The 13,037-nt window shown below is 61.9% G+C and carries 11 protein-coding genes, 3 tRNA genes and 1 pseudogene; 5 read left to right on the forward strand and 10 right to left on the reverse strand.

Annotation, left to right across the window (positions count from 1 at the left end; translation table 11 throughout):
- The 3 genes from DMY87_RS19365 to DMY87_RS19375 all read right to left on the reverse strand — a co-directional run.
- A partial coding sequence (locus DMY87_RS19365; RefSeq protein ID WP_245408984.1) for a GTP-binding protein occupies positions 1 to 226 on the reverse strand: 226 nt, incomplete at its 3' end.
- Between the two features lie 224 nt (positions 227 to 450).
- Positions 451 to 524: transfer RNA gene (locus DMY87_RS19370), tRNA-Gly, on the reverse strand.
- Between the two features lie 21 nt (positions 525 to 545).
- Positions 546 to 630, reverse strand: a tRNA-Tyr gene (locus DMY87_RS19375).
- 205 nt (positions 631 to 835) lie between these two features.
- Here DMY87_RS19375 and rlmB point away from each other — a divergent pair.
- From rlmB to DMY87_RS19390, 3 genes are read left to right on the forward strand one after another with little or no spacing between them, the layout of a single operon-like run.
- Complete coding sequence (gene rlmB, locus DMY87_RS19380) at positions 836 to 1,717, forward strand: 23S rRNA (guanosine(2251)-2'-O)-methyltransferase RlmB (protein ID WP_110793294.1); 882 nt, start codon at positions 836 to 838, stop codon at positions 1,715 to 1,717.
- Positions 1,717 to 2,508, forward strand: a complete 792-nt coding sequence (locus tag DMY87_RS19385) for an HAD-IIB family hydrolase (RefSeq protein WP_110793295.1) — start codon at positions 1,717 to 1,719, stop codon at positions 2,506 to 2,508. The genes rlmB and DMY87_RS19385 overlap by 1 nt, the downstream gene beginning before the upstream one ends.
- A gap of 38 nt (positions 2,509 to 2,546) precedes the next feature.
- Entirely contained in the window at positions 2,547 to 3,761 is a 1,215-nt protein-coding gene (locus DMY87_RS19390) for a glycosyltransferase family protein (protein WP_110793296.1), read from the forward strand.
- A 26-nt stretch (positions 3,762 to 3,787) separates the two neighbouring features.
- Here DMY87_RS19390 and DMY87_RS19395 read toward each other — a convergent pair.
- The 3 genes and pseudogenes from DMY87_RS19395 to DMY87_RS19405 all read right to left on the reverse strand — a co-directional run bounded on the left by DMY87_RS19395 (position 3,788) and on the right by DMY87_RS19405 (position 5,514).
- Positions 3,788 to 4,273, reverse strand: a pseudogene (locus DMY87_RS19395) (hypothetical protein).
- A 107-nt stretch (positions 4,274 to 4,380) separates the two neighbouring features.
- A complete protein-coding gene (locus DMY87_RS19400; RefSeq protein ID WP_110793297.1) occupies positions 4,381 to 5,355 on the reverse strand; it encodes an MliC family protein in 975 nt (324 codons plus the stop codon).
- Between the two features lie 83 nt (positions 5,356 to 5,438).
- Positions 5,439 to 5,514 (reverse strand) — tRNA-Thr (locus tag DMY87_RS19405).
- Between the two features lie 194 nt (positions 5,515 to 5,708).
- On the opposite strand from DMY87_RS19405, the gene DMY87_RS19410 reads away from it, so the two are divergent.
- Entirely contained in the window at positions 5,709 to 6,482 is a 774-nt protein-coding gene (locus tag DMY87_RS19410; protein WP_110793298.1) for an NAD kinase, read from the forward strand.
- A 7-nt stretch (positions 6,483 to 6,489) separates the two neighbouring features.
- Positions 6,490 to 6,975, forward strand: coding sequence for a hypothetical protein (locus DMY87_RS19415; RefSeq protein WP_110793299.1), 486 nt, complete (start codon positions 6,490 to 6,492; stop codon positions 6,973 to 6,975).
- 10 nt (positions 6,976 to 6,985) lie between these two features.
- On the opposite strand, the gene DMY87_RS19420 is transcribed toward DMY87_RS19415, so the two are convergent.
- The 4 genes from DMY87_RS19420 to DMY87_RS19435 form a co-directional block, all read right to left on the reverse strand.
- Positions 6,986 to 7,420 (reverse strand): GNAT family N-acetyltransferase, encoded by a 435-nt coding sequence (locus tag DMY87_RS19420; protein WP_110793300.1) that lies wholly within the window; start codon positions 7,418 to 7,420, stop codon positions 6,986 to 6,988.
- A gap of 184 nt (positions 7,421 to 7,604) precedes the next feature.
- Positions 7,605 to 8,733, reverse strand: a protein-coding gene (prfB, locus tag DMY87_RS19425; protein ID WP_165826359.1) for a peptide chain release factor 2 whose coding sequence is annotated in 2 segments (ribosomal slippage) — positions 7,605 to 8,663 and positions 8,665 to 8,733 — 1,128 coding nt in all. Because the reading frame shifts where the segments join, the coding sequence is not laid out codon by codon here.
- A gap of 126 nt (positions 8,734 to 8,859) precedes the next feature.
- A complete protein-coding gene (locus tag DMY87_RS19430; RefSeq protein ID WP_110793302.1) occupies positions 8,860 to 11,313 on the reverse strand; it encodes a penicillin-binding protein 1A in 2,454 nt (817 codons plus the stop codon).
- A 238-nt stretch (positions 11,314 to 11,551) separates the two neighbouring features.
- Positions 11,552 to 12,817 carry an N-acetylmuramoyl-L-alanine amidase gene (locus DMY87_RS19435; RefSeq protein ID WP_425353515.1) on the reverse strand — a complete coding sequence of 422 codons (1,266 nt, stop codon included), beginning with the start codon at positions 12,815 to 12,817 and terminating at the stop codon, positions 11,552 to 11,554.
- Between the last annotated feature and the right edge of the window lie 220 nt (positions 12,818 to 13,037).

A 13,037-nucleotide genomic window follows, 5' to 3' on the forward strand; every position in this document is an offset into this window, starting at 1 on the left:
CGACGTGCGCGTAGTGGCGGTTTGCCGTCTCATACTCGACGTGGGCCGTCGAGATGGTGATGCCGCGCGCCTTTTCTTCCGGAGCAGCGTCGATCTGGTCATAGGCCTTGAACTCACCGAAGTACTTGGTGATCGCTGCCGTCAGAGACGTCTTGCCGTGGTCGACGTGGCCGATCGTCCCAATGTTGACGTGCGGCTTTGTGCGCTCAAACTTACTCTTTGCCATTTGAATGCTTCCTGTGAACGAAACGGGGTTACCCCGGCGAACCGGTTTGGTCCCGCCGTTTAAGGCTTTCACTCGCAATGCGCAAGCCTTAAATGCGGGGCCGCTCTGGGCCGGAACCGGAGGTGGTCGAAGGCTCTCGGCTGACCTTACGGAAAGCGGCATGCCATGCACGAGACCGAAGATAAAAAGCCAGAAAGATCAGACTGTTACATGAGAAAGTGATCTGGAGCGGGTAACGGGAATCGAACCCGTGTATTCAGCTTGGAAGGCTGCTGCTCTACCATTGAGCTATACCCGCATATTCAGATCCGAGGACGAATGGTGGAGAGAGTTGGATTTGAACCAACGTAGGCTGAGCCAACGGATTTACAGTCCGTCCCCTTTAACCACTCGGGCATCTCTCCATTCTTTCGTCCGGATCTGGCGACCAAGCTTTTCAGTCTCGACCAGAGCGCGTCGCCCCTGATCTGCGGCGGGTATATGACGGCCCAACCGGCTCATGTCAACACGAAGTTTGACGAAAAATTCCGAAAAGTTTCATAGGCCCGACATGTGCGGGAATTTGCGCCCGGGTCTATGCCCGCCCCCTGGGCGTCGTTATAAGAGCGCATGGCCAAAGATCCCAAAACAGACAAAACCGCCCGTGACACCCATTATGCGACGCTGCGCCGACAGGTGCGCGATGCCAAGCGTGAGCGTGGCGAGATCCCCACGCCCGGCCCGCAGAAGCCGCGCAAGAGCAATGCCGACTGGACGCCGCCGAAGCTCGCGCCGGAACAGGTGCTGCTCTATGGACTGCACACCGTGCGTGCCGCGCTCGACAATCCCGAGCGCCAGCTGATCAAGCTTTCGGCGACGCAGAATGCGCTCGTCAGGCTCGAAATCTCATCTGTGGAAAACCTCGGAATTCCGTTCGAGACGGTCACACCGCAGGATCTCGACAAGATCCTCGGGCCGGAAGCGATCCACCAGGGCGTGATGCTGGAAACGCGGCCCCTGCCCGTGCGCCGGCTGGAGGCGCTCAAGGACAGCCCGCTGATCCTAGTGCTCGATCAGGTGACCGATCCGCACAATGTCGGCGCGATCATGCGTTCGGCGGTTGCCTTCGATGCGGGCGCCGTCATCACGACACAGCGCCACAGCCCGACGGAATCAGGCGTGCTGGCGAAATCGGCATCGGGTGCGCTCGAACTCATTCCCTATATCCAGGTGACCAATCTCGCCGATGCGCTGAATGAGCTGCACAAGCTCGGCTTCTTCTCTGTTGGACTCGATTCGGAAGGGCCGGCGCCGATGGAAGGCACGCTTTCCGGCGATCGCATTGCACTGGTGCTCGGGTCAGAAGGCAAGGGTCTGAGGCAGAAGACACGGGAAACCGTGTCGGCGCTCGCCCGCCTCGACATGCCGGGCGCGATCAAGTCGCTCAACGTGTCGAACGCCGCCGCCGTCGCCCTCTATGCCTCGCGGCAGCATCTGGCGGCCAAGGGCTGATGAAGCTCGTCTTTTCCGACCTCGACGGAACGCTGCTCGACCACGACAGCTATTCCTTCGAGGCGGCAAGGCTGGCACTGGACCTGCTGAAGGCACGCGGCATTCCGCTCATTCTGGCGAGCAGCAAGACGGAAGCCGAGATGCGGCCGATTGCAGACGCGATCGGGATATCCCATCCGATGATCCTTGAGAACGGCGCTGGCGTTGTCGGTCTGGGCGCAGGCAGCGGATCCACCGATCTGCATTCGTCGAGTCCTTACAGTCACCTGCGATCATTTCTTAGGGAATTACCTAAGGAGCTTGGCGCCTGCTTCGAAGGCTTTGGCGACTGGGACGTGGCGCGGGTTTCCCAGGAGACGGGACTGCCGCTCCCCGCAGCCGAACGCGCACGCCAGCGGCACTTTTCCGAGCCGGGGCGCTTTACTGGCACCGAGGCGCAGAGGGAGGCCTTCATCGGACTGCTCGATGCGCAAGGTTATACCGCAGTCCAGGGCGGACGCTTCTTCACGCTGATGCCGAAGACCTCCAAGGCGGAACGCATGGGGCAAGTCATTGCGCATTATCGGCAAGAGACCAGCGAACCGGTCCGGACCGTGGCGCTCGGGGATGCGCCGAACGATCTCGCCATGCTGGAAGCGGCCGATTGCGGCATCATCATCGCCAATCGCGCGCATGCGCCGCTGCCTGTCACGCAACGGGAACGGCAGGGTTTTATCCTGCGCTCTCAGCATACCGGCCCTGAGGGCTGGAACATCATGATCCATCAACTCGTTGCCACGGGGTTTCTCTGAGCCGGCCGCAACCGGCTTCATCACGAAAGGATTTGGACATGGCGGATTTTCACCAGAATGGCGTGGTTGCCACCCTGCACAATCTCAGGGAGCGCTCGCTGGAAAGGATGGAAAAGGAGCTGACGGTCTTTTCCTCCTCACGGCCGATCACCCTCATCCTGCCATCGCTCTATTCCGAGCTCGAAGCCCCTGCCCTCGAGCATATCGTCTCGGAACTAGCCGAAGCTCCCTATCTCTCGGAAATCGTCATCGGGCTCGATCAGGCGGACGAATCCCAGTTCCGCCATGCGAAACAGTATTTTTCCCGGCTGCCGCAGAAACACACCATCCTCTGGCATGACGGGCCGCGGATGCGGGCGGTCGATGCGAAACTCGCTGCGGAAGACCTCTCTCCCGACCAGCCGGGCAAAGGCCGCAATGTCTGGTTCTGCATGGGATATGTGCTCGCCGCCCGTCAGGCGGGTGTCGTTGCGCTGCACGACTGCGATATCGTCACCTATTCGCGCGACATGCTGGCGCGGCTGGTCTACCCCGTCGCCAATCCGCGTTTTCCCTATGTCTTTTCCAAGGGCTATTACCCGCGGATTGCAGACCGCGCGCTGAATGGGCGCGTGACGCGCCTGCTGGTCACGCCGCTGCTGCTCAGTCTCGAAAAGGTCATCGGACACCATCCCTATATCGATTATCTGAAGGCATTCCGTTATCCGCTGGCCGGCGAATTCGCCATGCAGACACAGATCCTGCCCGACATACGCATTCCCTCCGACTGGGGGCTGGAAATCGGTGTCCTGTCGGAACTGTGGCGCAACCAGTCGACACAGACGATCTGCCAGGTGGACATCGCCGACGCCTATGACCACAAGCACCAGCCGCTTTCGCCGGAAGATGCCGCCAAGGGGCTGTCGCGCATGTCTGTTGACATCACCAAGGCGCTCTACCGGAAGCTCGCGACCGACGGCGTGGTGTTCAGCCAGGACGCCTTCCGGACGCTGAAGGCGACCTATTACCGGACCGCGCTCGACCTCGTGGAGACCTATTATCACGACGCACGGATGAACGGCCTGACCACAGACCGGCACCGCGAGGAGCAGGCGGTCGAACTCTTTGCCGCCAACCTGATCGAGGCGGGCCAGGTCTATCTCGACAATCCGAACGCGACGCCGTTCATGCCGAGCTGGAACCGGGTGCAGAGCGCGCTGCCCGATCTGCTGCGCGACATCCAGGAGGCGGCAAGGCTCGATGCCGAGGGCTGACACCGCGTTCAAGCCGGGAGATCACATCAGGCCTCGAGAGGACGAAAGCGGGTTGTCGCCCGATAACCGAGTGCGAGGAAGGCGAGGAGAAATAGTCCCTGCGCCACGGCAAAGGCTGGCTCGGTCCCGGTCGGCGCCAGCGCGTGGAGCGCGGGAACCTTGAGAAAGGCCTGGGCGATCAGGACGAAGCTGTTGAGATAGAGGGCCGCGATCGCCGTCACGATGAAGATCGGACGTCAACGCGCCAGCAGGTGGCGGCGGTAGAGTGCAAAGACGGCCAAGGCCAGCAGAATGGCAGAGATCAGCCCGACGCCGATTGCCGGCGTGAAACCGGCAAAGGGAAAAAGAAAGCCGGTCAGCGTGGTGGCGATGGTCGTCACGAGAAAGACGGCGGTCCAGCCCGACCTCAGGCTGCTCTCCAGCCAGCCCCGGAGGGCGACAAAGCCGGCGCCGATGCCGACCAGGCTCAAGACGACATGAAAAAGGGTAAACGGCGTCAGACCAAAGAGCATGGCATTGTCCCCCGGTGCGGTTGCACAGGGGGAGTAGGCGCGCGTTTTTGACATTTGTCTACTGCCGATGGTTATCGGCATGAACTTCGAAACCCTGGGATGCAGGGTTACATCGCCGGCCGGCAGGTCAGTTCACCCTCGACGGCCACGAAAGACGTGCCCGTCTCGGACAGCTTGCGCTCCACAGGATAGTCGACGACGCTCGGCCAGGCCTGGATATCCTTGGCGGCATTCGGATCGGCGTCGATCGCCGGCTTGTAGGCGGCCTGGCAATCGGGCATGGCCCGATCCGGCGCGAGGCCGAGGGCCTGGCGGATCTTCTTGCCGCAGCCTTCCGGGTCGGCGAGCAGCGAGCATTCGGCGCCAAAGGTGCGACGATAACGCAGCGTGAGCTCATCGCCCACCAGCGTCAGCGCCGAGAATTCGCCGGCCACGACATCCTCCGTCAGGCGGGCACCCGAGCGGGCGTCGTAGACCACGAAAGGCATGCCGCCATTCCAGCCATCGGCACCGCGGAAGAAGGCGTAAGGGCCAACGGCGCCCCAGAGATAACCGGCAATGTCGTCGTTAATCTTGCGATCAAGCGTCGGATTGAGCTGGCACGGGCCTTCCGACGAGGCGATATAAAGGCCGGCCGCACCCTTCTCCCCGAGATCGAGCTGCTTCAGCGCGAAATTCGGATAGCGCAGGCAGGTCAGCTTGCCCTTTTGGTCAAAACCGGTGTCCTTTTCGGCAAGCTCGACCTCTGCCCGCGTCGCCCGGTCGAATTGACCGGTCACCTCGCCGGCATTGCGGCAGGTGACCGGCGCCATGCGGCCGATGGCAAACTGCAGTTCCTCGCCCTTCCCGCGCAATTCATAGCCGCCGTTCGAATACCAGAAACCGCTCGCGGCCTGCTGCTGCGGCAGAGACACCTTCACGCCGTCCGGCAAGGTGAGCTCCGCGCTCGATTCGCTGAAGGCGACCGTCAGGACGTCGCCACCATCACAGGTGTATTTGATAGCGGCTGCCCGACTTTGCCCGGGCAGGATCAGAACGGCAACGGCGGCCAAGGCCAGGCCGGCAATAAACGTCTTGCGCATCGGGTCTCCATCGGCTCCGCGCCGACCATGCCAAAGAATGCCCCGGGAGGACAATGGCAAAAGTTATTACATATAAAGAGAAATGGTGCCCCCGGCAGGGTTCGAACCCGCGACCCCCTGATTACAAATCAGGTGCTCTACCAACTGAGCTACAAGGGCAGTGAGGCGTCTTTAGGCGGAAACGGGTTTGCCGTAAAGCAAAAAATCGGCTCACGGTTAGCGTCTATGGTGAACGGCGATCACAAGCTCCTGATCGCCTGCAGGCGAAGGGGTGAACTGTTTGCGCCTGCAAATGGCTTGTGGTTACAGGCGTTTGTCATGTACCACAGGCGCCTGATCCATAAGGGCCTGCCATGTCGCGTACGTTCCGGTCGCTGTCCTTCATCGCTTCCAACACGGAAGAAGCGCAAGCTTCCCGCCAGGAGCTGATTCGCACCTATGGCGACACCGATCCGCACGAGGCCGACGTGATCGTCGCGCTCGGCGGCGACGGCTTCATGCTGCAGACGCTGCATGACACGATGAACAGCGGCAAGCTGATCTACGGGATGAATCGCGGCTCGGTCGGTTTCCTGATGAACGACTTTGCCATCGAGGGGCTGCCGGAGCGGATCGCCGAGGCGGTCGAGAACGATTTTCATCCGCTGCAGATGAGAACCGAGAATGCCGATGGTTCGACGTCGTTTGCGCTTGCGATCAACGAGGTTTCGTTGCTCAGGCAATCCTATCAGGCGGCGAAGATCAGGGTGTTGATCGACGGCCAGGTGCGGCTGGAAGAGCTGATCTGCGACGGATTGATGGTCGCGACGCCGGTGGGGTCGACCGCGTATAACCTGTCCGCTCATGGGCCGATCCTGCCGCTCGAGGCGCCGCTTCTGGCACTGACGCCGGTCAGCGCCTTCCGGCCACGCCGCTGGCGCGGGGCCTTGCTGCCCGACAAGGTAACCGTGGTGCTGGAAGTGCTGGAGCCGGAAAAGCGGCCGGTCAATGCGGTCGCGGATCATTCCGAGGTGAAATCGGTTCTGAGAGTGGAGATCCGGCAATCCGAGGATACAACGGCACATATCCTGTCGGATCCCGACCGGTCGTGGTCCGACCGGATCCTCGCCGAACAGTTTTCCGATTGAGGGTTCGATGAAGATTGTTGCCGCCAGCCTGTTTGTCTTGCTTGCCGCGACCCCGCTGGCGCGGGCCGAGGATATCGACCAGTTGCCCGTCACGGCCACCTTCGTCGTCAGCGGCGGCTACTGGGAAGGCGGCGTCGACGGTGCTCCGGGTACAACGACCGGCGCTGCGGCAACGGCCTCCGCGAATGGCCGTGGCTATTACAAACTGGTGGCAATCCGGCAGCCGGACCGCACGGCACGGGTCTATCTGCAGATGATCGCGGCGGAAGAGAGCGGCCCTCGACTGGTCGAGAGCGTCGAGCTGGAAGAGTTTTCCGCGATCAAGCCCTATGTCACCGGCATCCAGCCGGAAAGCACCAGCGGTGTCTCGGGCACGCCCGGCTTCATGGCAACCGTCTATCTGCGCACCGATCCCGCGCGCGACCCGGTCGAGGAATGGACCGTGCTGATCGACGAACTCGGCGACATCAGGGTCGAGCGGGCGAGCAACTGATCCAGGATTTCTAAGGCGAACGATAGAGAGCGCGAAGGAAGCCGTCGGCATCCGGCTCGGGCGATATCTCGAAACCACATCCTCGGCAGCAGGCAAGGCTTGCCAGATTATCGGGTGCAATTCTGCCTTCCAGCAGCGCGTAACTGGTTCCAGGCCCTGAGAGGAAGGAAGCCAGAACGGCTGCTCCATATCCTTGCTGTCTCAGTTGAGGTCGAACAGCAAGGTCGAGATAGCCTCGCGCGGCGTCGTCGCCATCAACCTGAAGCAGGGCAACGATCTCGCCGGCCTCCAACGCAAGCCAACACCGGACCGCCGCCTCGTTCGTCACATAGGCGAACCATTCGTCCGTCGGGAAAGACAGCCGCCGCGACAACTCCTCATCCTGAAACCAGGAGCGCAGCTCACGCAGGTCGTCGTGCGCCAGAAGCCGAAACGTGATCCGCATGGACGCCTCCTTCCGATTCTGATGTCAGACGCACCCAGGACAGACATAGACCCAGAAATCCGGCGACAGCATGACCCCGTCCGCCGCTGGACGGGCCTCAGCGAGCCTGGCGGTTCGCTTGCGTCACAAAACAGAAACGGCGGGGCATTGCCCCGCCGTCTAAACTTCGATTGACCTCGATCTCTCAGTCGATATCCGACACTTCCGACGCCTTGCCGCTGATGCGGTGGGCAAGGGCTGCTTCCATGAACGGGTTCAGCTCACCGTTCAGGACGCTGTCCGGATCGGTGCTTTCAACACCGGTACGCAGGTCCTTGACCAGCTGGTAGGGCTGCAGAACGTAGGAACGGATCTGGTGGCCCCAGCCGATATCCGTCTTGGAGGCGGCTTCGGCATTGGCAGCGGCTTCCCGCTTCATCAGTTCCGCCTCGTACATGCGGGCGCGCAGCATTTCCCAGGCCTTGGCCTTGTTCTTGTGCTGCGACCGCTCCTGCTGGCAGGCGACCACGATGCCGGTCGGGATATGCGTGATGCGCACGGCCGAGTCGGTCGTGTTGACGTGCTGACCACCCGCACCCGACGAGCGATAGGTGTCGATGCGGCAATCGCTTTCGTTGATCTCGATGTTGATCGAGTCATCGACGACCGGGTAGACCCAGATCGACGAGAAGGAGGTGTGGCGACGGGCGTTCGAATCATAGGGCGAGATGCGGACGAGACGATGCACGCCCGATTCCGTCTTCATCCAGCCATAGGCATTGTGACCCTTGACCAGAATGGTCGCGGACTTGATGCCGGCTTCTTCACCGTCATGCACTTCCAGCACTTCCACCTTGAAGCCGGAGCGTTCGGCCCAGCGGGTATACATGCGCAACAGCATGTTCGCCCAATCCTGGCTTTCCGTGCCGCCGGCGCCGGAATGCACTTCGATGTAGGTGTCGTTGCCGTCGGCTTCGCCGGACAGCATGGCCTCGACCTGACGGCGGGCCGCTTCGGTCTTCAAGGCTTTCAGCTGGTCCTCGGCGTCCTTGACGACGCTTTCGTCGCCCTCTTCCTCGCCCATCTCGATCAGTTCGATGTTGTCCTTCATCGCCTGTTCGAGACGCTTCACGCCGGCAATGCTGTCATCCAGCTGCTGGCGCTCGCGCATCAGCTTCTGGGCTTCCTGGGCATCGTTCCAGAGGTTCGGGTCTTCGGCCTTGTTGTTCAACCAGTCCAGTCGTCTTATCGCCTGGTCCCAGTCAAAGATGCCTCCTCAGCAGGGTTATGGCCTGCTTGATTTCGTCGACTACGTTCTCGATTTCATTCCGCATAAGTCTGGTTCTCAACCTCGATAAAAATGCGCCTCGATGAGAGACAGGGTAAAAAACTGGCCCCTCGAATAGTTGCGCCGGCCCCTGATGTAAAGGGCCGGCGGAACGGGAGGTGAAAGGGTCAGGTCAGAACAGGCCGCCGGCACCCGAGGTCACGGCCTGGTTCGCCTGCGGCGAAGCCTTGAGGATTTCCTCCGGCGGTGCATAGCCGTCCATGCCGATGATCGAGAGAGAGTCGGCAGGGCCGGTGCCCGGCTTGAAGGCTTCGATGATGGTGTCGGGTTCACCTTCCAGTGCGAACATGCCGGTGGTGCGATTGACCGGGACGAAGCTCATGCCCTCGGGCACAAAGAACTTTCCGGGCGGCGTGTTGCGGGTGGCCATCTGCATGAAGTCGTTGAAGACCGGTGCGGCCAAAGCGCCGCCGGTGGAACCGCGGCCGAGCGGTGCCGGATTGTCGAAGCCGATATAGACGCCGGCGACGAGGTCGGGCGTGTAGCCGACGAACCAGGCGTCCTTCTCGTCGTTCGAGGTTCCTGTCTTGCCGGCAACCGGACGGTCGAGCTTGATCTTGCCGGCCGCCGTACCCCGTTTGATGACACCTTCCATCATCGACGTGATCTGGTAGGCGGTCATCGGATCGAGGACCTGCTGACGATTGTCGACGACAGTGGGCTCTTCCTGGCCGCTGAACTGTTCGGCATTGCAGCCCTCGCAGATGCGGTCCTCGTGGCGGAAGATGGTCTTGCCGTGGCGGTCCTGGATACGGTCGATCAGCGTCGGCTTGATCTGCTTGCCGCCATTGGCAAACACGGCATAGGCCGAGACCATGCGCAGCACGGTGGTTTCACCGGAGCCCAGCGACATGGCGAGCACCGGGTTCATCTTGTCATAGACGCCGAAGCGCTCGGCATATTCGGCGACCAGGTTCATGCCCATGTCGTTGGCGAGCCGCACCGTCATCAGGTTACGCGACTTTTCAATGCCCATGCGCAGCGTCTGCGGGCCGGCCGAACCGCCACCGTAGTTCTGTGGACGCCAGACCTGGCCGCCGGAGACGAATTCGATCGGCGCGTCCATGATGACGGATGCCGGCGTGTAGCCGGTATCGAGGGCTGCCGCGTAGACGAAGGGCTTGAAGGAGGAACCGGGCTGGCGCATGGCCTGGGTGGCGCGGTTGAACTCCGACTGCGAATAGGAGAAGCCGCCGGAAATGGCGAGAACGCGGCCGGTATGCGGATCCATGGCGACGAGACCACCCTGAACCTTGGGCAACTGGCGCAGGCGATAGGAATTGCCCTTCGGCTCAAGAGGCTCGACATAGATGACGTCACCCGGCGCCAGAACGCCCTGCGGCGACTTTGCCGATTTGCGATCGCCACTGGCCGAGCGATAGGCCCATTCCATGTTGTCGGGCTCGATGCGACCGCGCAGGCGCTCGGCGGCGACCTTGCCGCCGCCCTCCTTCGCTGGCTGAAGGCCAATGTCAACACCGTCGGCCGAGACGTCGAGCACCACGGCAACCTTCCATTCCGGTACATCAGCGAGTGCGGGGATGTCGGCCAAGGGCGCGCCCCAATCGGGCGTTGTCGGGATCTGCTTGATCGGGCCACGGAAGCCACGACGCTGGTCATAGGTCAGGAGCGTCGACTGCAATGCCTTGCGGGCTGCGATCTGCATGTCGGGATCAAGCGAGGTGCGGACCGACAGGCCACCTTCGTAAAGAGCCTTGTCGCCATACTTCTCGATGATCTGGCGGCGGACTTCCTCGGAGAAGTAGTCGGATGCGAAAAGATAGGAGCCGGTGCGGCGGATCTTGACGCCGAGCGGCTGCTGCTTGGCGGCACTGCCTTCTTCCTGCGTGACGAAGCCGTTTTCGACCATGCGATCGATGACCCAGTTGCGGCGCTCGATGGCGGCCGCTTCGCGGCGGAAGGGATGGTAGTTGTTCGGCCCCTTGGGGAGAGCCGCGAGATAGGCGGTCTCGGCGACCGTCAGTTCAGTGACAGACTTGTCGAAATAGGTAAGGGCAGCGCCGGCGATGCCATAGGCATTCATGCCGAAAAAGATCTCATTCAGATAGAGTTCGAGGATCTTGTCCTTGGAATAGGTCTGCTCGATGCGGAAGGAGAGAATCGCTTCCTTAATCTTGCGGTCCATCGTCTGGTCGGCGCTGAGCAGGAAGTTCTTCGCCACCTGCTGGGTAATCGTCGAGGCGCCGACGGGGCGACGGCCGGAGCCGAAGTTCTGCAGGTTGACCAGGATCGCGCGACCGAGACCGTAGATGTCGACGCCGGGATGGTTATAGAAATTCTTGTCTTCCGCCGAGAGGAAGGCCGCCTTGACGCGATCCGGAATGGCCTGGATCGGCAGAAAGAGACGGCGCTCGCGGGCATATTCGGCCATCAGCGCGCCGTTGCCGGCATGGATGCGGGTGGTGACCGGTGGCGCGTAGCTGGCCAGAACCTCGTAGTTCGGCAGGTCCTTGGTCATCCCGTTCAGATAGACGGCCACCACGACGGCCACGCCGAGCGCCAGCACGGACGCCAATCCGAAGAGATATCCAATCAGTCTGATCATGTTCCGCTACCGGCTATGGCTTCAGGGTCAGCGCGCCGCGAAAAGCTTCGCACACCCCGTGGCGTTTTGCACGTCATGCGATGGATGGCAAGACATGCGAGGCACTCCCACGGTCAAAGCGATTCGAGACGCGGAAGACCATGCGATACGAGGGTTCGAGTAACGGGCACATTGTGAGGAAAATAGGGCCGCGCCGCGCTTCTGCCTCGCAGGTCAACAGCTTACACGTCAGTGTGACCTATCCGCCATTGGCGACCAACGGCGCCCTGTAGCGCCTCACGGCCTCGACCAGCAGGTCGGCCACCTTCTCGCGCCAGGCCGGATCGAGCAACAACGCCTCGTCGTCCTTGTTCGACAGGAAACCGAGCTCCAGCAGGATGGACGGCATGTCCGGGGCCTGGAGCACGCGGAAGCCGGCGTGGCGATGCGGATTGTTGATCAGCGATATCTGGCCCTCGAAGGAACCGACAACGGCCTGGGCGAGCGAAATCGAGAAGGCTTGCGTCTCGCGGCGCGTGAGATCGAGCAGGATGTCGTTGACCTCCGCGGTCTCGGCCGGCAGTTCCACGCCCCCCAGGGTGTCGGAGAAATTCTCGCGCTCAGCCAGCTGGGCCGCCATATGGTCGGAGGCCTTGTCGGAGATCGTGTAGACGGTGGCACCACGGATGTCGCCCTGGCGAAGCGTATCGGCATGCAGGGAAATCAGCAGCTGCGCGCCCTTCTGGCGGGCAACGACGACCCGCTCCGACAGCGACAGGAAACGGTCGGTGTCGCGGGTGAGCACGGCGCGGATGCCCGGCTGCTTGGCGAGCTTGTCATGCAGCACCTTGGCAAAGGCGAGCGTGATATCCTTTTCGGCCGTCTTGCTGGTGGCGCCGGTTGCGCCCGCATCGATGCCGCCATGGCCAGCATCGATCGCGATGACGAATTCGGATGCGGCCGGATCGACCGGCGCAGCCGCCGGATCGATCGGCGGCGGGGCGGCAGCCGGGGTCCAGGCCTGGGCAGCCACAAGGGCGGCGAAATCCTGCTGTGGAACAAGTTCGGCATCAAGAACGAGGCGAAACCCCTTGCCGTCTTCGTTTTCGACCGCTTCCGCCGTCACCAGGCGCGCCGGACGGGCGGCGGTCAGAACGAGGCGGGCCGAGGCGTCGTCCATCGAGCCGAACCGGATATCGCTGAACAGGCCCGTCGGCGCCAGCGTGTCGGCGGCGAAACCGAAGGCCGTTGCCGGCAGGTCGACCACGATGCGGTCGGGACTCGCGATGTAACGCACCTCAAAGTCGGGCTTCTGGTCGAAATCGATGACGATGCGGGTGCGGGCATCGTCGCCGGCAATGCGGGCGGCATAGGCGAGCAGTTTGTCGCTCGGCGCATCGGGAGAGGATGCAAGCGCGGCCCCCTGCCCTGCCAGCACGCCGAAAACCAGCCAGACGGCCGCCACGACGATTCGGCCAATCACAGCGGCCCTTCCACCGACTTCGTGCTTAAATCCGCTGTTCAAATGCCGTCCCCATGGCGCGGAACAATCGGCTGTGACCAAGATCACAGCTGCGCCCCTTGCGTCGTTTCGTTCGATTGCATGCCGCTTGCGTCGCCCCGATGACCAAATCATGACGAAAAAACACGGACTGTGACCTGTTTTGCGACTGAATCACTGCGATTGAAGCAATCGCTCTAATCGACTGCCATTATGGCATAAATCCGTTTGCTCTTGCTATTGT

Origin of the sequence: Peteryoungia wuzhouensis (genome assembly GCF_003205195.1) — a bacterium.
Lineage (GTDB): Bacteria > Pseudomonadota > Alphaproteobacteria > Rhizobiales > Rhizobiaceae > Allorhizobium > Allorhizobium wuzhouense.